Here is a 20681-nt window from a genome sequence, read left to right on the forward strand (position 1 = left end):
TCAACTAGGCTGGCGGCCCCGCTCCTGAAGCGCGCCGCACCCAAAACAGCTTCTAATGCCTCATCCGCCGACGGTTCGGCGGATTGCACCCGTTTCCCGATTTGCTCGCTGAATCCGACGACTTGGGTATGCGCGATTGGCGCCGACGTTTCACCCACTGTGTTTCAAGGATTGTTATGACTTCGAGCATCAACTCCAGCCCGCTCAACGCGATCGCCGACCAGGCGCTCGGTCTCGACGACGCCGCCGCACCGGCCGCGGTCGAACCGGCGTCGGACGAGCCGAGCTTCGCGTCGCTCGGGTTGTCGCCGGAGATCGTCTCCGCGCTGCAGGCCGCCGGCTACGTGAAGCCGACGCCGGTCCAGCAGCGCGCGATTCCGGCCGGCATCGCCGGCCGCGACCTGCTGGTGTCGAGCCCGACCGGTTCGGGCAAGACCGCCGCATTCATGCTGCCCGCGATCGAACGTTTCGCGCAGCTCCAGAAGACGCAGGCGCAGCAACCGCGCGCGCCGCGTGAACCGAACCAGGGCGACCGCCGCGCGCGCCGCCCGCAACCCGTCGCGCGCCCGGGCCTGCTCGTGCTGACGCCGACCCGCGAACTCGCGATGCAGGTCACGACGGCCGCCTCGACGTACGGCAAGCACCTGAAGCGCCTGCGCACGGTCAGCATCCTCGGCGGCGTCGCGTACGGCCAGCAGCTGATGCTGCTCGCGAAGAACCCGGAAATCCTGGTTGCCACGCCGGGCCGCCTGCTCGATCACCTCGAGCGCGGCCGCATCGACCTGTCCGAACTGAAGATGCTCGTGCTCGACGAAGCCGACCGCATGCTCGACATGGGCTTCATCGAAGACATCGAAACGATCGTCGACGCCACGCCGGACACGCGCCAGACGATGCTGTTCTCGGCCACGCTCGACGGCAAGATCGGTTCGCTGACGAGCCGCCTGCTGAAGGACCCCGAGCGCATCGAGATCCAGCAGCGCCTGGAATCGCGCGCGAACATCGCGCAGACCGTCCATTACGTCGACGACCGCGATCACAAGGATCGCCTGCTCGATCACCTGCTGCGCGACGACGCGCTCGACCAGGCGATCATCTTCACGGCGACCAAGATCGATGCCGACCAGCTCGCCGGCCGTCTTGCCGACGCAGGTTTCGAATCGGCCGCGCTGCACGGCGACCTGCCGCAGGGCGCGCGTAACCGCACGATCCGTGCGCTGCGCGAGCGCCGCGTGCGCGTGCTGGTGGCCACCGACGTCGCGGCACGCGGCATCGACATCCCGGGCATCACGCACGTGTTCAACTACGACCTGCCGAAGTTCGCGGAAGACTACGTGCACCGTATTGGCCGTACCGGCCGCGCGGGCCGTTCGGGTATCGCGGTGAGCCTCGTGCACCACGCCGAGCAAGGCGCGCTCAAGCGCATCGAGCGCTTCGTGCGCTCGCCGCTGCCGGTCAACGTGATCGAAGGTTTCGAGCCGCGCAAGGCGCCCCCGCGTAACGGCGGCAACGGCGGCCGCGGCCGTCCGGGCGGCGGTAACGGCGGTCGTCGTTTCGGCGGCAAGCCGGGCGGCGGTTATGGCGGCAACGGCAACGGCCGCAGCTACGGCGGCGGCAATGGCGGCGGCTGGAGCGGCAAGCCGGGCGGCAGCCGTGACGGCGGCCCGCGTCGCGACGGTCAACGCAGCGGCGGCCCGCGCCGCAGCAATTCGGCATCGTAAGCACACCCGGGCGGCCCCGCGGCCGCCCCGCGGATCGGCGCCCTGCCCATCCAGCCAACCGGCGCATCCGCGCCGGTTTTTTTTCGCCTTGTCGAAATTTCACGATGCGGGAAATTTTTTTGTGTCGTAAAAAATCATGCTGCACGGCACAACCCGTGTGATTGCGGGATAGGAAAATGCATTTCTTATCTCGAAATGATGCAAGCAACTCATTGATTCAAAACAACTAAAAAAATCGACACTTCCCGCGATAGCCCCTGTTTCGCTCCCGACGATTTGCCTAGACTCTTATACAAGACCTCGCGGAACGGAACGCCTCGCTTCCCTCGCGAACAGCATCACCCCGTCGGATTCGGACCGTCACGCATACCTCGCATCAAGGAGCTCATCATGTCGCGTCAGCAACAGGCACAGGAACTGCAGCAGCAATGGGAAACCGATCCGCGCTGGAAGGGCATCAAGCGCGGCTACTTGGCTGAGGACGTGGTCCGCCTGCGCGGCTCGATCCCGATCGAGCACACGCTGGCCAAGCGCGGCGCGGAAAAACTGTGGAACCTCATCAACAACGAGCCGTTCGTCAACGCACTCGGCGCGCTGACCGGCAACCAGGCGATGCAGCAGGTCAAGGCCGGCCTGAAGGCCATCTACCTGTCCGGCTGGCAAGTCGCCGGCGACGCGAACGTCGCGGGCGAAATGTACCCGGACCAGTCGCTGTACCCGGCGAACTCGGTGCCGCTCGTCGTCAAGCGCATCAACAACACGCTCACGCGCGCCGACCAGATCCAGTGGTCGGAAGGCAAGAATCCGGGCGACGAAGGCTACGTCGATTTCTTCGCGCCGATCGTCGCCGATGCGGAAGCCGGTTTCGGCGGCGTGCTCAACGCGTTCGAACTGATGAAGGCGATGATCGAGGCCGGTGCGTCGGGCGTTCACTTCGAGGACCAGCTCGCGTCGGTGAAGAAGTGCGGCCACATGGGCGGCAAGGTGCTCGTGCCGACGCGCGAAGCCGTCGCGAAGCTGTCGGCCGCGCGTCTCGCGGCTGACGTGATGGGTACGCCGACCGTGCTGGTGGCCCGCACCGACGCGGAAGCCGCCGACCTGATCACATCCGACGTCGACGACAACGACAAGCCGTTCCTGACCGGCGAGCGCACGGTCGAAGGCTTCTTCCGCACGAAGCCGGGCCTCGAACAGGCGATCTCGCGCGGCCTCGCGTACGCACCGTACGCCGACCTGATCTGGTGCGAAACCGGCAAGCCGGATCTCGAGTACGCGAAGAAGTTCGCGGAAGCGATCCACAAGCAGTTCCCGGGCAAGCTGCTGTCGTACAACTGCTCGCCGTCGTTCAACTGGAAGAAGAACCTCGACGACGCGACGATCGCGAAGTTCCAGAAGGAGCTCGGCGCGATGGGCTACAAGTTCCAGTTCATCACGCTGGCCGGCTTCCATGCGCTGAACTACTCGATGTTCAACCTCGCGCACGGCTATGCCCGCACGCAGATGAGCGCATTCGTCGAACTGCAGCAGGCCGAGTTCGCGGCCGCCGACAAGGGCTTCACGGCCGTCAAGCACCAGCGCGAGGTCGGCACGGGCTACTTCGACGCGGTCACGCAGACGGTCGAGCGCGAAGCGTCGACGACCGCGCTGCACGGGTCGACCGAGGACGAACAGTTCTTCGACGGCAAGAAGGTCGCGTAACACGCCCAGGCGTGACGCCGATGCCTGCCGCGTCTCGCGCCGCCGCGGCATCGGCCACCGGAACAACAATCAGGGAGGAGACGGCAGGCGCGCGACACCGATCGCGCGACCGGCCGCGCGGCCTGCGGGCCGCCAGCAACGATGCGCGCCGGCTTCGTCCGGCGCGCCCTTTTTCTACGGTACAGCCCGCCTGGCCACGGCCGGCGCTGCCCTACCGATAGACGATCACCGGAATTTTCGTATGGGTCAGCACGCGCTGCGTCTCGCTGCCGATCAACAGGCTGCCGAGCCCGCGGCGTCCGTGGGACGCCATGAAGATCACGTCGCACCCCCCGCGTTCGGCCGCCTCGATGATGCCGAGATACGGCGACGGGTGCACGCTCGTCCACGTGTCGCACTCGACCCCGGCCGCCTGCGCGGCCGCTTCCACCTCGTCGAGATGCGCACGCGCCTCGCGCTCGCTGCGCGCGCGGAAATCGGCGGGCGGCTCGATGATCACTTCGGAAAACGGCGAGTACGGATATTGCGGCAGGCACGCGTAGGCCGTCACGCGCGCGCTGACCGCACGAGCCAGGTCGATCGCACCGTCGATCGCCTTCTGCGACAGTTCGGAACCGTCGGTTGGAACGAGGATGTGCCGGAACATCGCGCCCTCCTTCGTCAATCGCACGCCGCGCGCCGCGGCTCCAGCCGAGCCCGCCGCGACACGACGCGCATGCCTCTTACGATTGTAGTGTGCGAAATCGCGCCAGCCGCACCGCCAGCGGGTTCGCCCTCATATCGGAAACACGCGGGCGCGCGTCGCCCCCGCCTATTCGCCCCAATAACCGGGCCGCTCGTACGTGTGCTTCAGGTAATCGAGAAACAGGCGCACCCGCAGCGGCAGATGCCGGCGCTGCGGAAACACCGCGTGGATGCCGATCGGCGGCGCGGCGAACGCGTCGAGCACGCTGACGAGCCGCCCGGCCGCGATGTCCTCGCCGACTTCCCACCACGAGCGCCACGCGAGGCCATGGCCTGCGAGGCACCACTCGTGCAGCACCGCGCCGTCCGAGCATTCCATCGTGCCGTTCACGCGGATCGACACGACCTTGTCGTCCTCCTGGAACGCCCAGCCGCGCTGCTGGTTCGCGTTCGCCGCCAGGGCCAGGCAGTTGTGCCGCGCCAGTTCCGCGAGCGTGACCGGCGTGCCGCGCCGCGCGAGATATGCGGGAGACGCGACGCACACGCGGCGATTCTCGCCGAGCTTCAGCGACACCAGCGACGAGTCGGGCAGCTCGCCGAGCCGCACCGCGCAATCGAACCCTTCGTTGACGAGATCGACCATCCGGTCGGACAGGTCGAGCGTGACCGACACGTCCGGGTGCCCGACGCTGAATTCGGGCACGAGCGGTGCGACGTGCCGGCGGCCGAAGCCGGCCGGCGCGGAAATCCGCAGGTGGCCGCTCGCCTTGACGCCGCCGGCGGACACGCTCGCTTCCGCGTTCTGCATGTCGTTGATGATGCGCTGGCAATCCTCGAGGAATGCCGAGCCCTCGAACGTCAGCGTGAGCTTGCGCGTCGTGCGCACCAGCAGCTTGACGCCGAGCCGCTCCTCGAGCGCGTCGAGGCGGCGCCCGATGATCGCCGGCGCGACGCCTTCCGCATGCGCCGCCGCCGACAGGCTGCCTTTCGCCGCGACCGCGGCGAACGTTTCGATCTGTTTGAACCGGTCCATGACTCTCGGCGACGGCATCGCCGCCCTTCAAATAGCGTGAGCCGCTCAAGATTAGGTATATGAAAGTAAAAGATCAAGTGATGATTAGCGTCTTTTTTAGCACCTTCGATCACGAATAGAATCGACCCGACCTCTGAAACTGGAGCGCAAGGCTATGTCGGCCACAACGACACTCTCCTCTCCCGACGCCATTCTCTTCGACGCTTTCGGCACGTTGTTCGACGTGCGTGCCGTGCTGGCCGCGGCAGAGCAGATGTTTCCCGGTCACGGGGAACGGTTGTCGCAGCTGTGGCGACGCAAGCAGATCGAATACTCGCAGTTGCGCACGCTCGCCGATCCGGCCGGCGCCCGCTACCGCCCGTTCCGGGACATCACGCTCGATGCGCTGCGGTTCGCCGCGCGCCGGCTCGGGCTCGCGCTGAACAGCGCGGCCGAGAAGCGCTTGATGGACGAATACGCGTGCCTGTCGACCTATCCCGACACGGTGCCCGCGTTGCGCAAGCTGCGCGCGCTCGAACCGCGCCCGCCGCTCGCGATCCTGTCCAACGGCACCCCGCAGATGCTCGACATCGCGATCAAGAGCGCCGGCATGTCCGGGCTGTTCGATCGCGTGCTGTCAGCCGACACCGTGCGCGCGTACAAGCCGAGCCCGGCCGCCTACGCGCTCGGCACCGCCGCGTTCGGGGCGAACCGGCGCGGCATCGTGTTCGTGTCGTCGAACGCGTGGGACGTCGCCGGCGCCACCTGGTTCGGCTACACGACGTTCTGGCTCAACCGCACGGGCGCGCCCGCCGAGGAACTCGGCGCGCCGCCCGACGGCACGGGCACCGGCATGGCCGACCTGCTCGCCTTCCTCGCCACCCCGGCTCCGTCCGGCAAACCTGCGAACCGCACGCGCCCCGGCCCGGGTGCATGACGCTCGCAGCTGCCGCCTTCCCCCTTCACCGAAACCGCAACTGACCGACCAAGGAGATGAGACTCATGAGCACCCCGATCACGCTGCCGCAAGGCATGACGATCACCGGCGAAATCAAGCCGGGTTACGAAGCCATCCTGACGCCCGACGCGCTGGCACTCGTCGCGGCGCTGCACCGCACGTTCGAGCCGCGCCGCCAGGCGCTGCTGCAGGCGCGCGTCGAGCGGACGAAACGCCTGGACGCGGGCGAGCGCCCCGACTTCCTGGCCGAGACGAAGGCGATTCGCGAAGGCGACTGGAAGGTCGCGCCGCTGCCGGCCGACCTGCAATGCCGCCGGGTCGAGATCACGGGCCCCGTCGAGCGCAAGATGATCATCAACGCGCTGAACTCGGGCGCCGATTCGTACATGACGGACTTCGAGGATTCGAACGCGCCGAGCTGGACGAACCAGATCGACGGCCAGATCAACCTGAAGGACGCGGTCCGCCGCACGATCTCGCTCGAACAGAACGGCAAGTCGTACAAGCTGAACGACAAGGTCGCGACGCTGATCGTGCGTCCGCGCGGCTGGCACCTCGACGAAAAGCACGTGACGGTCGACGGCCAGCGCGTGTCCGGCGGCATCTTCGATTTCGCGCTGTTCCTGTTCCACAACGCGAAGGAACTGCTCGCGCGCGGGTCGGGCCCGTACTTCTACCTGCCGAAGATGGAAAGCCATCTCGAGGCGCGCCTGTGGAACGACATCTTCGTCGCCGCGCAGGAAGCGGTCGGCGTGCCGCGCGGCACGATCCGCGCGACGGTGCTGATCGAGACGATCCTCGCCGCGTTCGAGATGGACGAGATCCTGTACGAACTGCGCGAACACAGCTCGGGCCTGAACGCCGGCCGCTGGGACTACATCTTCTCGGCGATCAAGAAGTTCAAGAACGACCGCGACTTCTGCCTGGCCGACCGCTCGAAGATCACGATGACGGTGCCGTTCATGCGGGCGTACGCGCTGCTGCTGCTGAAGACCTGCCACAAGCGCAACGCGCCGGCGATCGGCGGGATGAGCGCGCTGATCCCGATCAAGAACGATCCGGAAGCGAACGACAAGGCGATGGGCGGCGTGCGCTCGGACAAGCAGCGCGACGCGACCGACGGCTACGACGGCGGCTGGGTCGCGCACCCGGGCCTCGTGCCGATCGCGATGGAAGAGTTCGTCAAGGTGCTCGGCGACAAGCCGAACCAGATCGCGAAGCAGCGCGACGACGTGCAGGTCGAAGGCAAGAACCTGCTCGACTTCCAGCCGGAAGCGCCGATCACCGAAGCCGGCCTGCGCAACAACATCAACGTCGGGATTCACTACCTCGGCGCGTGGCTCGACGGCAACGGCTGCGTGCCGATCCACAACCTGATGGAAGATGCGGCGACGGCCGAGATTTCCCGCTCGCAGGTGTGGCAGTGGATCCGCTCGCCGAAGGGCGTGCTCGACGACGGCCGCAAGGTCACGGCCGAACTCGTGCGCGAATTCGCGAAGATCGAGCTCGACAACGTGAAGCGCGCGGTCGGCGGCAACACGCAGCCGTACGAACGCGCCGCGGCGATCTTCGAGCAGATGTCGACGTCGGAAGGCTTCACCGAATTCCTGACGCTGCCGCTGTACGAGGAAATCTGACGCGCCTGTCCGATGCGCTCGACGGCCGGCCCACGCTGTGCCGCCGCTCGCATGCGGTGACGGCATGAAAAAAGCGCCCCGCGGGGCGCTTTTTTTCTTGTGTGGCGAATTCAACCGCCGCCGGCAGGCGCGCTCAGGCGGCTTCCTGCTCGCGCCGGTGCTGAACCCAGTCGCCCGACGCGATGCGCGGACGCCCGGCTGCCGCATGTGCGGCGACCGGATAATACAGGCAGGCATATTGCCGGCCGCCGAGCTCGACGATCACCTCTTCCGGCTTGAACAGCGAGTCGACGCCCGGATACACGCGCTCGATCTCGTCGAGCACCGGGACGAGCTGCTCGTCGACCTCGTAGACGTCGCCCCACACCAGTGACTTGCCGGCCGGCCCGGCGATCATGCCCGGATACGTGCCGAAATCGTACAGTTCGCCCGGCAGCGCGGCCGCGCCCAGCAGCGTCGGCGCGGCGATGCCGTGGCGGGCGGCCGCATGGCCGATGTCGTTGGCCTGTCCGGCTCTCAAGGTGCCATAGACGAATACGTGGCGCATCGTGGTTCTCCTCTTCGATTCGTGTGTTGCCGTATTTGCGTGCGATCGGCGCGCGATGGGCCCGACATGGCGCACGCATCGATAGACCCCGATACCGGCCCGATGGTTCGAACCGTCGGCGCGCGCCGACGTGGGGAGCCGCCCCGCATGCGCCAAGGCCCACACAAAGTTCATTTGCACCCGGCATGATGGCCCGAAAACCGCCGCATGCGCTTGCGCTGCGCCTTCTAAAATAACGGCATCGCCGCCGCGCCGCCCGAACCGTTCATGAATCCGCCCGCCCCAGCCGACGTATCGAAACCGTACGACGTCATCGACATCCCGCCGGAATTCGCGCCGACCGCCGTCCATCCGATGCGTGTGCGCGCGCGGCAGGTCGATGCCGGCCGCCGCATCCCGCTGCACACGCATGCGTGGGCGCAGCTCGCATACGCGTCGCGCGGCGTGCTGCGCGTCGCGACGACCGGCACGACCTGGATGGTGCCGCCGTCCCGCGCGATCTGGGTGCCGCCGCACGTGACGCACGAGGTCGTGATCGTCGAAGAGGCCTATTTGCGCACGCTGTATATCGACGAGTCGATCGTGCCGGACGGGCTCGATGCATGCCGCGTCGTCGAGGTGACGGGGTTGCTGCGCGAACTGATCGTCGCACTCGACGCACGCGACCTGAGCACCGCGCGCGAGCGCCTGCTGTGCGGGCTCGTGCTCGACGAACTGAGTCATGCCGAGCCGCTGCCGCTCGCGGTGCCGATGCCCGACGAGAAACGGCTGCGCCTGCTGTGCGAATCGGTACTCGCGCATCCCGCGCATGCGGAGTCGCTCGAACACTGGGCGAGCGAGGTCGGCGCGAGCACGCGCACGATATCGCGGCTCTTCAAGCAGGAACTGGGCGTGAGCTTTTCGCAGTGGCGCCAGCAGGCGCTGCTGGCGCGGGCGATTCCGCTGCTGAACCAGGGGCGTCCGCTGTCGCATATCGCGCGCGAGCTCGGCTACCAGAGCCAGAGCGCGTTCTCGGCCATGTTCCGCCGGGCCTTCGGCGAAAGCCCGCGCGCGTTCATGCTGCGCGGCTACGAGCATCGCGGCCCGGAAGGCAGCGTCGCGGATAACGAGACGCCGGACGACGACGACGGCGCGCTCGACACGATGCGCTGAATGCGCGCCGTGGCGTGCCGGATCGTCAGACCGGCCGCACCATATGACGGATCGAGCCGAGCTGCGCGAGCCGCGGCCCGGTGACCTGGTAGCCCATGCGCAGGTACAGACGCGCGGCAGGGTTGTCGACGAATACGCGCAACTGCAGTTCATGCAGACCGCGCGCCCGTGCCCAACGATGCGACATCTCGAGCATGTAGGTGCCGGCGCCCTGGCCGCGATGGCCGGCCGCGATCTGCACGTCGCGGATGTGCAGCGAATCGCCCTCCTCGGTCACGCGCAGCACGCCGATGCGCTCGCCGTCGGCCTCGAGGATGAAGTTCTCGGATTCGCGCCAGCTCGCATAGAACAGGTCGCTGCGCCACACGAGCCCATGGCGCTTGTAGTAGCCGCCCATGTTGCCGTGCGTCAACGCTTCGGCATACGGAAAATCGCCGGGCTCCGCGGGCCGGAGCTGATACAGGAGTCGCAGGTCGGTCGGATCGAGCATCGCGCAGGAGTCAGAAACGCATCCCGCCACGATAGCGCAGTCGCGTGCGGATGCAATCGCGAATTTCTCGTAGGACGCGGTGCGCGATGTAGCACGCGTGGTGAGGGGCGAACGGAAGGCACGACGCACGATGCAAATGAAAAAGCCCGCACGAGGTGGGCTTCTTCATTTTCTGGCGGAGCGGACGAGACTCGCCTACATTCCGCAGGCCGCGGCTGCGCTTGCAAGCGCAGCCCTTCGAGTCCCGCCGGAAGCCGCGCAGGCGGCTTCCTCCGCCCCGCCGTCACACTGCCCGCAAGCGGGCACGACGCACGATGCAAATGAAAAAGCCCGCACAAGGCGGGCTTCTTCATTTTCTGGCGGAGCGGACGGGACTCGAACCCGCGACCCCCGGCGTGACAGGCCGGTATTCTAACCGACTGAACTACCGCTCCAGTCTTGCTGCTTGCCTGGCAGGCGTCGGTTACTTCCTGCCGGCGCGTCGTTTGTTCGAACGACGCCGAAATCTGGCGTCCCCTAGGGGATTCGAACCCCTGTACTCACCGTGAAAGGGTGATGTCCTAGGCCTCTAGACGAAGGGGACAACGTACTGCTTACATCTTTAACGAGAAAGCCCGTTCAAAAACGCTTTTTGAACGGGCTTCGTTCTGGCGGAGCGGACGGGGCTCGAACCCGCGACCCCCGGCGTGACAGGCCGGTATTCTAACCAACTGAACTACCGCTCCAGCTTTCTGCACCATCGCCTGCAGGATCTCGTCACGTTCCTGCACACGCTGCGACACTTCTACGAAACGCCGCTGAATCTGGCGTCCCCTAGGGGATTCGAACCCCTGTACTCACCGTGAAAGGGTGATGTCCTAGGCCTCTAGACGAAGGGGACAACGTACTGCTTACATCTTTAATACAAAAGCCCGCTCAAAAACGTCTTGAACGGGCTTCGTTCTGGCGGAGCGGACGGGACTCGAACCCGCGACCCCCGGCGTGACAGGCCGGTATTCTAACCGACTGAACTACCGCTCCAGCTTTCTTACCCAACCTGCAGGACGTCGGTTACGTTCCTGCAAGCCTCGCGACACTTCTATGAAACGCCGCTGAATCTGGCGTCCCCTAGGGGATTCGAACCCCTGTACTCACCGTGAAAGGGTGATGTCCTAGGCCTCTAGACGAAGGGGACAAAATCTTTTCAGATTTGTCTGACTTTCGCTATTCACTTCTGGTCAACAGCGAAGGCCGAAATTCTAACTGCTTTGAATCATTTTGTGAAGCATTTATTACTACCGCTGCTTCGCCAATCAATTCGGTTTGTTCTGTTGGTGGAGGTAAGCGGGATCGAACCGCTGACCTCTTGCATGCCATGCAAGCGCTCTCCCAGCTGAGCTATACCCCCTTGCAGAACAGAAATGAGATTATATGGACCGATTTCGAACTTGTAAATACCCTTTTTACGATTCGCACGAAATTTTTTGCGAAGCCGCCGCGCGCGCATGCGCGGACGGCTTCGCGCACGCACGAACGTCAGGCCAGCGCGGCCTCGATGCGCGACACCACGACGTCGCGACCGAACAGCACGAGCACCGCGTCGATCGACGGCGTGTGCGTCGTGCCCGCCACCAGCAGGCGCACCGGCATCGCGAGCTGCGGCATCTTCAGCTTGTGTGCGGCGAGCGTCGCCTTCAACGCCGCGGATACTGCTTCCTTCGTCCAGTCGGCCGCCTTCAGCGCGGCGACGAGATCGGCCAGCGCCGGGCGCACCGCATCGGTCACGTGCTGCGCGAGCGCATCGGCCTCGGGCGCCGGCACGCGGTAGAACATCGTCGCGCCTTCCGCGATCTCCTTGACCGTCGTCGCACGATCCTTCATCAGGCCGACCACCGCGTCGAGCGCGGGGCCCGTCGCGATCGCCGCGTCATCGATGCCGAGTGCGTCGAGGAACGGCTTCGCGAGTTCGGCAAGGCGCGCGTTGTCGGCTTCCTTGATGTAATGCGCGTTCAGCCAGCTCAGCTTGCTGTGGTCGTACTGCGCGGGCGACTTGCCGAGATGCTCGAGATCGAACCATTCGACGAACTGCTCGCGCGAGAAGATCTCGGCGTCACCGTGCGACCAGCCGAGACGCGCGAGATAGTTGACGACGGCTTCCGGCAGGAAGCCCGCGTCGCGGTACGCCATCACGCTCATCGCGCCATGCCGCTTGCTCATCTTCTCGCCCTGCTCGTTCAGCACGGTCGGCAGGTGCGCATAGACGGGCGGCTCGCCGCCGAGCGCATTCAGGATGTTGATCTGGCGCGGCGTGTTGTTCACGTGGTCGTCGCCACGGATCACGTGCGTGATGCCCATGTCCATGTCGTCCACCACCACGCAGAAGTTGTAGATCGGCGTGCCGTCCGGGCGCGCGATCACGAGGTCGTCGAGTTCCTCGTTCGAGATCTCGACACGCCCCTTCACCGCGTCGTCCCACACGACCGTGCCCGTCAGCGGATTGCGGAAGCGCAGCACCGGCTTCACGCCGGCCGGCGGCTCCGGCAGCACCTTGCCGGGCTCCGGACGCCACGTACCGTCGTAGCGCGGCTTCAGGCCGGCTTCGCGCTGGCGTTCGCGCAGCGCGTCGAGTTCCTCGGCCGACATGTAGCACGGATAGGCGAGACCCTTCTCGAGCATCTGCGCGAGCACTTCGCGATAGCGATCCATCCGCTGCATCTGGTAGATCGGGCCTTCGTCGAAATCCAGCCCGAGCCATTGCATCCCTTCGAGGATCGCATCGACCGCTTCCTGCGACGAGCGCTCGACGTCGGTATCCTCGATGCGCAGCACGAACGTGCCTTTCATCTTGCGGGCGAACGCCCACGGATAGAGTGCGGAGCGGATGTTGCCGAGGTGGATGAAGCCGGTGGGACTCGGCGCGAAGCGGGTACGGACAGGACGGGTCATAAACGGTAACTCGAACGCCTGGGGCGCATGAATGATTCGACGCGGGACGACGACGGCAGCCCGGACAGCAACGGAGCCGGCGGCGCCCGGAACGGGAAAGAAGCCGGAATTATACTCGCGCCGGACATCGCGCCAAGCGCACCGCTTGCTTTATGATGTGCGCGCCGCGGCCGCCAGCCGGCGCGGCGCCGGCCGCACGGAACCTCCTGCGCGGCCGCTCGGAACCTATCGCCGCCGCGGGCCGTGTAACCCGCCGCCAAGCCGCCGGAGAACCATTCGATGTCGTCCCCTCGCCTGTCGCGCCGCCACTTCACGATCGCGTGCGCGTCCGCCAGCCTCGCCGCCTGTACGTCCTTCGGCGACAAGTCCCGCTCCGGCACGGCACTGCCGCAGGAGAAACCCGTCAAGATCGGCATCGCGCTCGGCGGCGGCGCCGCGCGCGGCTTCTCGCACATCGGCGTGCTGAAGGCGCTCGAGGCGCGCGGCATCCCGATCGAGTTCGTCGCCGGGACGAGCGCGGGCTCGGTGGTCGGCGCGCTCTACGCGTCCGGCATGAACGCGCTGCAGATCAACAAGATCGCGCTCGACATGGACCAGGCGTCGATCAGCGACTGGGCGCTGCCGTTTCGCTCGCGCGGCCTGCTGCAAGGCGTCGCGCTGCAGAACTTCCTGAACAAGACGCTCAACAACCGACCGATCGAGAAGATGGCGAAGCCGCTCGGCATCGTCGCGACGGACCTGCAAAGCGGCCAGCCGATCCTGTTCCAGCAGGGCAACACCGGGCTCGCGGTGCGCGCGTCGTGCAGCGTGCCGTCGGTGTTCGAGCCGGTGAAGATCGGCAATCGCGAATATGTGGACGGCGGGTTGGTGAGCCCGGTGCCGGCGTCGTTTGCGCGCAAGATGGGCGCGAGCTTCGTGATCGCGGTCGACATCTCGGCCCGACCGGACGGCGCGGCGACCAACAACCCGATCGAGATGCTGCTGCAGACCTTCACGATCATGGGCCAGACGATCAAGACCTACGAGCTCGACAAGTACGCGGACGTCGTGATTCGCCCGAACCTCGCGGCGATGGGCGGCAGCGACTTCAACCAGCGCAACGCGGCGATCCTCGCGGGCGAGGAAGCGGTCGCGCGCATCATGCCGGAACTGCAGCGCAAGCTCGCGGCGGCGCGCGGCGTGACGGCCGCCGCGTAAGCCACGATGGGCGGGCGGCCACGGCACACGCCGCGTCCCGGCCGCCGACGGAACGGCTTCGGCTTCGTCGCCAACGCCCGCCCCAAAACAAAAAACCCTGCCGCCTTTCGGTGACAGGGTTTTTTATCGTCCGGCCCGACCGACCGGCAAACTGTCAGTTGTTGCCGTTCGCCGAATCGTCGCCGATCGTCGCGCGCACGCGCTGGCGCAGGTCTTCGGGCTTCATCGGGAATTCCGATTCGATCCGGCGCGCGCCGGTGAAACGCTTTTCCCAGTAGCCGCTGTCGAGATCGTCGACGCGCACCGTGCTGCCCGTCGACGGCGAGTGCACGAACTTGTTGTCGCCGATGTAGATGCCGACGTGCGAGAACGTGCGGCGCATCGTGTTGAAGAACACGAGATCGCCCGGCTTCAGGTTGCTCATGCTCACCTTCTCGCCGACGCGGCTCATTTCTTCCGCGCGACGCGGCAGCGACATGCCGAGCGTGTCCTGGAACACGTAGCGCACGAAGCCGCTGCAGTCGAGGCCCGAATCCGGCGAGTTGCCGCCCCAGCGATACCGCACGCCGATCATGTTCAGCGCGCCGACCACCACGTCGCCGGCCTTGCCCGCCATGCCGGCAAGGAACGACTTCGCGCCGCCGCTCGACGGCTGCGCGCTGGTCTGCTGGAGGGAGGAACCCGACCCGATCTGAGTCGAATTGGTGACATTCTGGTTAAAACTGCTGACTTCGTCGGCGAACGCGCCGGGAGCTGCTGCGAACAGGGCGCCGATGAACAGCCCGGCGATGGTGCGCGCGCATGCCTGGGTCAGGGATCGATGCTGCATTGGTCGATGGAATTTGCTTAAAAATCAGCTGATTGGCGGAAAATTTCGGTCGATACTAGCCAGCGCGTAATCGTTTGTCAAAACAAATTAAAAAATACAATCGAGATGGTCAGACCATTGGACGCCTATCACGCTTTCCAGACCGCTTTCAACAGCTTTTGTGTGTAAGGATGTGACGGTCTGGTGAAGACGTCGGACACCTCCCCCGACTCGACGACCGCGCCGTCCTGCATCACCGCGACGCGGTGCGCCATCGCGCCGATCACCTCCAGGTCGTGACTGATGAACACGTAGCCGAGGTTGTATTTCTGTTGCAAATTCGCGAGCAGCTTCAGCACCTGCTGCTGGATCGACACGTCGAGCGCCGACGTCGGCTCGTCGAGGATCAGGATGCGCGGCTCCAGCACCAGCGCGCGCGCGATCGCGATCCGCTGGCGCTGCCCCCCCGAGAATTCGTGCGGATAACGGTGCAGCACCGTGCGGTCGAGGCCGACTTCGCGCAGCACCGCGAGCGACTTCGCGCGGCGCGCGTCGGGCGTCATGTCCGGGCGATGCAGCTCGAGCCCCTCGCCGACGATCCGCTCGATCGTGTGACGCGGCGAAAGCGAACTGAATGGATCCTGAAAGACCACCTGCATGTTCGAGCGCAGCGCGGTCTGTTCGCGGCCGCGATAGGTCGACAGCGCGCGCCCCTGGAATTCGATCTCGCCGCCGGCCGTCTTCTGCAGCCCGAGCAACGCCATCGCGAGCGTCGACTTTCCCGAGCCCGATTCGCCGACGATGCCGAGCGTTTCGCCCTGCCGCACCGACACCGACACGTCGGCCACGGCCGTCACCGGCACCGTGCCGAACCAGCCGGCGAAGCCCGGCCGCTTGCGCGCGAACTGCACGCTCACGTGGCGCGCGTCGAGCACCACGGGTGCGATCGGCATCACCGGCGTGACCGCGCGTTGCGGCCGGCTGTTCAGCAGCCGCTGCGTATACGGATGCTCGGGCGCCGCGAAGATCCGCTCGACCGGCCCGCTCTCGACGAGGCGGCCGTGCTCCATCACCGCGACCCGCTGCGCGAAGTGCCGCACGAGATTCAGGTCGTGCGTGATCAACAGGATCGCCATCCCGCGCTTTTCCGCCTCCTCCCGCTGCAGCTCCAGCAGCAGGTCGACGATCTGCGCGCGGATCGTCACGTCGAGCGCGGTGGTCGGCTCGTCGGCCAGCAGCAGGCGCGGCCGGCACGCGAGCGCCATCGCGATCATCGCGCGCTGTCGCTGGCCGCCCGACAACTGGTGCGGGTAACTGTCGACGCGCTTCTCCGGCTCCGCGATACCGGTGCGCGCGAGCAGCGCGATCGCGCGCTTGCGCGCCTCCACGGCCGAGACGCCGTCGTGCAGCACGATCGTCTCGCCGATCTGCACGCCGATCGTATACAGCGGGTTGAGCGCCGTCATCGGCTCCTGGAAGATCATCGCGATGTCCGAGCCGCGCAGCCCGCGCATCTCGCGCTCGCTCTTGGCGACCAGATCCTGCCCGGCGAAGCGGATCGCGCCGCTCACTTCGGCGTCGCGCAGCAGCCGCAGGATCGACAGCGCGGTCACGCTCTTGCCGGACCCCGACTCGCCGACGAGCGCGACCCGCTCGCCGCGCCCGATCGCGAGCGTCACGTCGTCCACCGCGACCGTGTCGCCGAAGCGTACGTGCAGACGCTCGAGCGACAGCAGCGACTCGTGCTGCGTCGATACGGTCGATGTGCTCATCGCTGGCCTCCCGCGGCGCGCACCGAGTCGGCGATCCGCGTGTCGAGCGCGTTGCGCAGCGCGTCGCCCATGAAGGTCAGCAGCAGCAGCGTCGCGACCAGCACGCCGAAGGTCGACAGCGAGATCCACCATGCGTCGAGGTTGCCCTTGCCCTGCGCGAGCAGTTCGCCGAGGCTCGGCGTCGGCGGCGGCACGCCGAGCCCGAGGAAATCGAGGCTCGTCAGCGCGAGGATCGACCCGCTCATCCGGAACGGCAGGAACGTGATCACCGGCGTGAGACTGTTCGGCAGGACGTGGCGCCAGATGATCTGCCAGTTCGTCAGCCCCATCGCGCGCGCCGCGCGCACGTAGTCCTGGGTGCGGTTGCGCAGGAATTCCGCGCGTACGTAGTCGGCGAGCCCGATCCAGCCGAACAGCGACAGCAGCACGATCAGCAGCAGGAAGCTCGGCTCGAAGATCGACGCGAAGATGATCAGCAGGTACAGCTCCGGCAGCGAGCTCCAGATCTCGATCAGCCGCTGCCCGACGATGTCGATGCGTCCGCCGAAGAAGCCCTGCACGGCGCCCGCGGCGATCCCGAGCAGCGTGCCGATCACGGTCAGGATCAGCCCGAACTCGACCGACACGCGGAACCCGTACACGAGCCGCGCGAGCAGGTCGCGGCCCTGCGCGTCGGTGCCGAGCCAGTTCTCGCGCGACGGCGGCGCCGGGTTCGGTACGTTCGAGAAGTAGTTCAGCGTGTCGTAGTAATAGCGGTTCGGCGGATAGACGACGAAGTTGCCGGGCGCCTCGAGCCGCTTGCGCACATACGGATCGAGATAGTCGGCCGGCGTCGGGAAATCGCCGCCGAAGGTCGTCTCCGGGTACGCATGGAACATCGGGAAATAGGTCTGGCCGTCGTAGCGCACGACGAGCGGCTTGTCGTTCGACCACAGCGGCGCCGCGAGGCTCGCGGCAAAGGCCACGACGAAGATCACGAAGCTCCAGTAGCCGACGCGCTGCTGCCTGAAGCGCTGCCACACGCGGCGGGCGGGCGACGGCGACACGCGCGCCCGCGCGGCGTCGAGACGGGAAGAGGCGACGGCCCGGTTCATCGCGCTCCTCGCCCGCTGGCGCCGGGCATGCGCATGGCTCGTTTCATGTCAGCGCTCCAGGTTGTCGAATTGAATGCGCGGATCGACCCACACATAGCAGAGATCGGAGATCAGCTTGGTCGCGAGCCCGATCAGCGTGAACAGGTACAGCGTGCCGAGCACGACCGGATAGTCGCGCCGCACGACCGATTCGTACGACAGCAGCCCGAGGCCGTCGAGCGAGAACAGCGTCTCGATCAGCAGGCTGCCGGTGAAGAACGCACCGATGAACGCGGCCGGGAAACCGACGATCAGCGGCAGCATCGCGTTGCGGAACACGTGCTTCCACAGCACGCTGCGCTCGGAGAGCCCCTTCGCGCGCGCGGTCAGCACGTATTGCCGGCGGATCTGGTCGAGGAACGCGTTCTTCGTGAGCATCGTGACGACCGCGAAGCTGCCGACGACCGACGCGGTGATCGGCAGCGCGATGTGCCACAGGTAGTCGAGCACCTTGCCGACGAGCGACAGCTGCGCGAAGTTGTCCGACGTGAGGCCGCGCAGCGGAAAGAGTTGCCAGAACGAGCCGCCGCCGAACAGCACGAGCAGCAGCACGCCCAGCACGAAGCCTGGAATCGCGTAGCCGACGAGCACGACGAGGCTCGTCGCGACGTCGAACGGCGAACCGTTGCGCACCGCCTTCGCGATGCCGAGCGGCACCGAGATCAGGTACGTGAGGAAGAACGTCCACAGCCCGATGCTGATCGACACGGGCAGCTTCTGCACGACCAGCGACCACACGCTCTGGTGGCGGAAATAGCTGTCGCCGAGATCGAAGCGCGCGAAGCGCTTCAGCATCAGCCAGTAGCGTTCGAGCGGCGGCTTGTCGAAGCCGTACAGCGCCTTCAACTGCGCGAGCTGCTGCGCGTCGACGCCGGTGTGCGCGCGCATCCCGAACGGCGTCGCGCCCTGCTCCGTCGCGCCCTTGCGCAACTCCTGCACGGCCTGCTCGACCGGGCCGCCCGGCACGAACTGGATCACCGCGAACGTGAGCGTCAGCACGCCGACGAGCGTCGGGATCATCAGCAGCAGGCGTTTGAGGATGTAGCTCCACATAGGGCGTCGACTCGTGATCGGGTGGCGGGGTTGAACAGAGGGCCGGCGCGGGTCAGTGATCGGGCTTCGCCCACCAGGTCGACACGACCCAGCCCTCGGCCGAATAGTACAGCGGCAGCGTCTGCGGATAGGCGAGCGTGCGCTTGTACGCGATGCGATGCGTCGTGCTGTACCACTGCGGGACCGCATAGTAGCCATGCATCAGCACGCGGTCGAGCGCGTGCGTCGCGTCGAGCAGTTCCTCGCGCGTCTGCGCGGTGCCGAGCGCATGCAGCAACGCGTCGACGGCCGGCGATTTCAATCCGATGAAGTTGTCGGAGCCCGGCTCGTCGGCGAACTTGCTCGCGTAACGCGAGTATTGCTCGGCGCCCGGCACCTGCACGCCCGGCAGGCGGATCGTCGTCATGTCGTAGTCGAATGCATCGAGGCGCTTTTGCAGCAGTGCGTAGTCGGCCGTGCGGAACCGCACGGCGATGCCGAGCTTCGCGAGGTTGCGCTGGTAGGCGGTCACGACGCCTTCCATCGCGCCGCCTGCATCGTCGAGGATCTCGAACGCGAACGGCTCGCCCTTCGCATTGCGCAACGCGCCGTCGCGATAGGTCCAGCCGGCCTGCGCGAGCAGCGCGCGCGCCTTCAGCAGGTTCGCACGCAGCGAGCCCGGCGGATGGGTGTCCGGCTGCGTGACCATCGGGCCGAACACGGCCGGATCGAGCTGCGCGCGCAGCGGCTCCAGCAGCTTCAGCTCGCCCTCGCCCGGCGTACCGGTCGCCTGCAGGTCGGTGTCGGCGAAGTAACTGTTGAGGCGCGTATACGCGCTGTAGAACAGCTGGCGGTTCAGCCATTCGAAGTCGAACGCGAGGTCGAGCGCCTGGCGCACGCGCACGTCGCGAAACAGCGGCCGGCGCAGGTTCATGAAGAAGCCCTGCATGCCGGCGCCGTTATGTTGGCGGAATTCGCGCTTGACGAGCTCGCCGCTATCGAAACGCTTGCCGACGTCGCGCCGCGTCCAGTTGCGCGCGATGTACTCGACGAGCACGTCATATTCGCCGGCCTTGAACGCCTCGAGCCGCGCGACGCCGTCGCCGTACAGCTTGTACACGATCCGCTCGAAGTTGTTGGTGCCGACCCGTACCGGCAAGTCGGCACCCCAGTACGCGGGGTTGCGCCGATAGGTGATCGTGCGGCCGTTGTCGTAACGCTCGATCAGGTACGGGCCGCTGCCGATCGGCTGCTCGAACGCGAGCTGGTCGAACGGGATGCGCGAACCGTCGGCGCGCAATCCCCACTTGCGCGAAAACACCGGCACGCCGCCGGCGATCAGCGGCAACTCGCGATTCGCGCTGCGGAACTCGAAGCGCACGGTCGCCGAATCGACGACCACGGCCTTCGCGATCTCCGCGAAATACGCGCCGAACTGCGGCGCGGCCTGCTTGCTCTTCAGCGTGTCGAACGAAAACTTGACGTCGTCGGCCGTGACGCGATCGCCGTTCGAAAAGCGTGCGCGCGGATTCAGGTGGAACGTGACCGAACGGCGGTCGGGCGCCACGGCGATGTCGTCGGCCAGCAGCCCGTACGCGGACGCCGGTTCGTCGGAACTGCCGGTCGCGAGGCTCTCGAACAGCATGTCGATGCCGGGCGCGGCGTTGCCGCGCATCGTGAACGGATTGAACTTGTCGAACGACGTCAGCCGGTTCGGGTTCGCGAGCACCAGCGTGCCGCCCTTCGGCGCGTCGGGGTTCACATAGTCGAAATGCTTGAAGCCCGGCGGATACTTCGGCTCGCCGTACTGCGCAATGGCGTAGGCCGCGTGCGCGGCCGGCACGGCCAGCGCCGCGTGCAGCGCCAGCACCGCGGCCACGCGGCCGGCGGCCCGCAGCACGCCGAGGCGGGCGCG

Annotated in this window: 16 protein-coding genes and 7 tRNA genes; 6 read left to right on the plus strand and 17 right to left on the minus strand. The window is 66.5% G+C overall.

Annotation, left to right across the window (positions count from 1 at the left end; translation table 11 throughout):
• The first annotated feature begins 176 nt into the window (after positions 1–176).
• Entirely contained in the window at positions 177–1721 is a 1545-nt protein-coding gene (locus tag MMB92_RS25320; RefSeq protein WP_006498667.1) for a DEAD/DEAH box helicase, read from the plus strand.
• 390 nt (positions 1722–2111) lie between these two features.
• On the plus strand, positions 2112–3419 hold the full coding sequence (gene aceA / locus MMB92_RS25325) for an isocitrate lyase (RefSeq protein ID WP_006498666.1): 1308 nt from the start codon (positions 2112–2114) through the stop codon (positions 3417–3419).
• A gap of 211 nt (positions 3420–3630) precedes the next feature.
• Here the strand turns inward: aceA and MMB92_RS25330 are convergent, their stop codons facing one another.
• Together MMB92_RS25330 and MMB92_RS25335 are read right to left on the minus strand one after the other, a co-directional pair.
• Positions 3631–4065 carry a universal stress protein gene (locus MMB92_RS25330; RefSeq protein ID WP_006481942.1) on the minus strand — a complete coding sequence of 145 codons (435 nt, stop codon included), beginning with the start codon at positions 4063–4065 and terminating at the stop codon, positions 3631–3633.
• A gap of 165 nt (positions 4066–4230) precedes the next feature.
• Positions 4231–5136: a LysR family transcriptional regulator gene (locus tag MMB92_RS25335; protein WP_006481938.1), complete on the minus strand. Its 906-nt coding sequence runs from the start codon at positions 5134–5136 to the stop codon at positions 4231–4233.
• A gap of 154 nt (positions 5137–5290) precedes the next feature.
• Between MMB92_RS25335 and MMB92_RS25340 the strand changes: the two genes are divergently transcribed.
• Together MMB92_RS25340 and aceB are read left to right on the plus strand one after the other, a co-directional pair.
• A complete protein-coding gene (locus MMB92_RS25340; protein ID WP_006498665.1) occupies positions 5291–6052 on the plus strand; it encodes a haloacid dehalogenase type II in 762 nt (253 codons plus the stop codon).
• Between the two features lie 65 nt (positions 6053–6117).
• Positions 6118–7710, plus strand: coding sequence for a malate synthase A (gene aceB, locus MMB92_RS25345; protein WP_006481940.1), 1593 nt, complete (start codon positions 6118–6120; stop codon positions 7708–7710).
• 133 nt (positions 7711–7843) lie between these two features.
• On the opposite strand, the gene MMB92_RS25350 is transcribed toward aceB, so the two are convergent.
• The gene (locus MMB92_RS25350) at positions 7844–8257 is read right to left on the minus strand and encodes a gamma-glutamylcyclotransferase family protein (RefSeq protein ID WP_006481949.1); all 414 of its coding nucleotides are present in this window, start codon (positions 8255–8257) and stop codon (positions 7844–7846) included.
• A gap of 267 nt (positions 8258–8524) precedes the next feature.
• On the opposite strand from MMB92_RS25350, the gene MMB92_RS25355 reads away from it, so the two are divergent.
• On the plus strand, positions 8525–9409 hold the full coding sequence (locus tag MMB92_RS25355; protein WP_006481946.1) for a helix-turn-helix transcriptional regulator: 885 nt from the start codon (positions 8525–8527) through the stop codon (positions 9407–9409).
• A gap of 25 nt (positions 9410–9434) precedes the next feature.
• Here MMB92_RS25355 and MMB92_RS25360 read toward each other — a convergent pair whose 3' ends face one another.
• From MMB92_RS25360 to gltX, 9 genes are all read right to left on the minus strand, one after another.
• On the minus strand, positions 9435–9899 hold the full coding sequence (locus tag MMB92_RS25360) for a GNAT family N-acetyltransferase (protein WP_006481948.1): 465 nt from the start codon (positions 9897–9899) through the stop codon (positions 9435–9437).
• A 357-nt stretch (positions 9900–10256) separates the two neighbouring features.
• Positions 10257–10333, minus strand: a tRNA-Asp gene (locus MMB92_RS25365).
• A gap of 73 nt (positions 10334–10406) precedes the next feature.
• Positions 10407–10482 (minus strand) — tRNA-Glu (locus MMB92_RS25370).
• Positions 10483–10547: 65 nt separating this feature from the next.
• Positions 10548–10624: transfer RNA gene (locus MMB92_RS25375), tRNA-Asp, on the minus strand.
• 79 nt (positions 10625–10703) lie between these two features.
• Positions 10704–10779 (minus strand) — tRNA-Glu (locus MMB92_RS25380).
• Between the two features lie 63 nt (positions 10780–10842).
• Positions 10843–10919 (minus strand) — tRNA-Asp (locus MMB92_RS25385).
• Between the two features lie 78 nt (positions 10920–10997).
• Positions 10998–11073 (minus strand) — tRNA-Glu (locus MMB92_RS25390).
• Positions 11074–11210: 137 nt separating this feature from the next.
• Positions 11211–11286 (minus strand) — tRNA-Ala (locus MMB92_RS25395).
• 128 nt (positions 11287–11414) lie between these two features.
• Positions 11415–12824 (minus strand): glutamate--tRNA ligase, encoded by a 1410-nt coding sequence (gene gltX, locus MMB92_RS25400; protein WP_006481951.1) that lies wholly within the window; start codon positions 12822–12824, stop codon positions 11415–11417.
• A 279-nt stretch (positions 12825–13103) separates the two neighbouring features.
• On the opposite strand from gltX, the gene MMB92_RS25405 reads away from it, so the two are divergent.
• Positions 13104–14021: a patatin-like phospholipase family protein gene (locus MMB92_RS25405; RefSeq protein ID WP_062911355.1), complete on the plus strand. Its 918-nt coding sequence runs from the start codon at positions 13104–13106 to the stop codon at positions 14019–14021.
• A gap of 154 nt (positions 14022–14175) precedes the next feature.
• Here MMB92_RS25405 and MMB92_RS25410 read toward each other — a convergent pair whose 3' ends face one another.
• The 5 genes from MMB92_RS25410 to MMB92_RS25430 form a co-directional block, all read right to left on the minus strand.
• Positions 14176–14850 (minus strand): C40 family peptidase, encoded by a 675-nt coding sequence (locus MMB92_RS25410; RefSeq protein WP_006481953.1) that lies wholly within the window; start codon positions 14848–14850, stop codon positions 14176–14178.
• Between the two features lie 128 nt (positions 14851–14978).
• A complete protein-coding gene (locus MMB92_RS25415; protein ID WP_277563019.1) occupies positions 14979–16601 on the minus strand; it encodes a dipeptide ABC transporter ATP-binding protein in 1623 nt (540 codons plus the stop codon).
• Positions 16598–17695, minus strand: coding sequence for an ABC transporter permease (locus MMB92_RS25420; RefSeq protein WP_006481943.1), 1098 nt, complete (start codon positions 17693–17695; stop codon positions 16598–16600). The genes MMB92_RS25415 and MMB92_RS25420 overlap by 4 nt, the downstream gene beginning before the upstream one ends.
• Positions 17696–17743: 48 nt before the next feature.
• Positions 17744–18787: an ABC transporter permease subunit gene (locus MMB92_RS25425; RefSeq protein ID WP_006481944.1), complete on the minus strand. Its 1044-nt coding sequence runs from the start codon at positions 18785–18787 to the stop codon at positions 17744–17746.
• 52 nt (positions 18788–18839) lie between these two features.
• Entirely contained in the window at positions 18840–20666 is a 1827-nt protein-coding gene (locus MMB92_RS25430; RefSeq protein WP_277563020.1) for an extracellular solute-binding protein, read from the minus strand.
• Positions 20667–20681: the final 15 nt, after the last annotated feature.

Source organism: Burkholderia sp. IO2, assembly GCF_029522185.1.
GTDB classification, from domain to species: domain Bacteria; phylum Pseudomonadota; class Gammaproteobacteria; order Burkholderiales; family Burkholderiaceae; genus Burkholderia; species Burkholderia cenocepacia.

Excerpts from the sequence above, each read along its gene's own strand:
- MMB92_RS25320 (WP_006498667.1), top strand. The coding sequence starts at position 177 with ATGACTTCGAGCATCAACTCCAGCCCGCTCAACGCGATCGCCGACCAG.
- aceA (WP_006498666.1), top strand. The coding sequence starts at position 2,112 with ATGTCGCGTCAGCAACAGGCACAGGAACTGCAGCAGCAATGGGAAACC.
- MMB92_RS25330 (WP_006481942.1), bottom strand. The coding sequence starts at position 4,065 with ATGTTCCGGCACATCCTCGTTCCAACCGACGGTTCCGAACTGTCGCAG.
- MMB92_RS25335 (WP_006481938.1), bottom strand. The coding sequence starts at position 5,136 with ATGGACCGGTTCAAACAGATCGAAACGTTCGCCGCGGTCGCGGCGAAA.
- MMB92_RS25340 (WP_006498665.1), top strand. The coding sequence starts at position 5,291 with ATGTCGGCCACAACGACACTCTCCTCTCCCGACGCCATTCTCTTCGAC.
- aceB (WP_006481940.1), top strand. The coding sequence starts at position 6,118 with ATGAGCACCCCGATCACGCTGCCGCAAGGCATGACGATCACCGGCGAA.
- MMB92_RS25350 (WP_006481949.1), bottom strand. The coding sequence starts at position 8,257 with ATGCGCCACGTATTCGTCTATGGCACCTTGAGAGCCGGACAGGCCAAC.
- MMB92_RS25355 (WP_006481946.1), top strand. The coding sequence starts at position 8,525 with ATGAATCCGCCCGCCCCAGCCGACGTATCGAAACCGTACGACGTCATC.
- MMB92_RS25360 (WP_006481948.1), bottom strand. The coding sequence starts at position 9,899 with ATGCTCGATCCGACCGACCTGCGACTCCTGTATCAGCTCCGGCCCGCG.
- gltX (WP_006481951.1), bottom strand. The coding sequence starts at position 12,824 with ATGACCCGTCCTGTCCGTACCCGCTTCGCGCCGAGTCCCACCGGCTTC.
- MMB92_RS25405 (WP_062911355.1), top strand. The coding sequence starts at position 13,104 with ATGTCGTCCCCTCGCCTGTCGCGCCGCCACTTCACGATCGCGTGCGCG.
- MMB92_RS25410 (WP_006481953.1), bottom strand. The coding sequence starts at position 14,850 with ATGCAGCATCGATCCCTGACCCAGGCATGCGCGCGCACCATCGCCGGG.
- MMB92_RS25415 (WP_277563019.1), bottom strand. The coding sequence starts at position 16,601 with ATGAGCACATCGACCGTATCGACGCAGCACGAGTCGCTGCTGTCGCTC.
- MMB92_RS25420 (WP_006481943.1), bottom strand. The coding sequence starts at position 17,695 with ATGAACCGGGCCGTCGCCTCTTCCCGTCTCGACGCCGCGCGGGCGCGC.
- MMB92_RS25425 (WP_006481944.1), bottom strand. The coding sequence starts at position 18,787 with ATGTGGAGCTACATCCTCAAACGCCTGCTGCTGATGATCCCGACGCTC.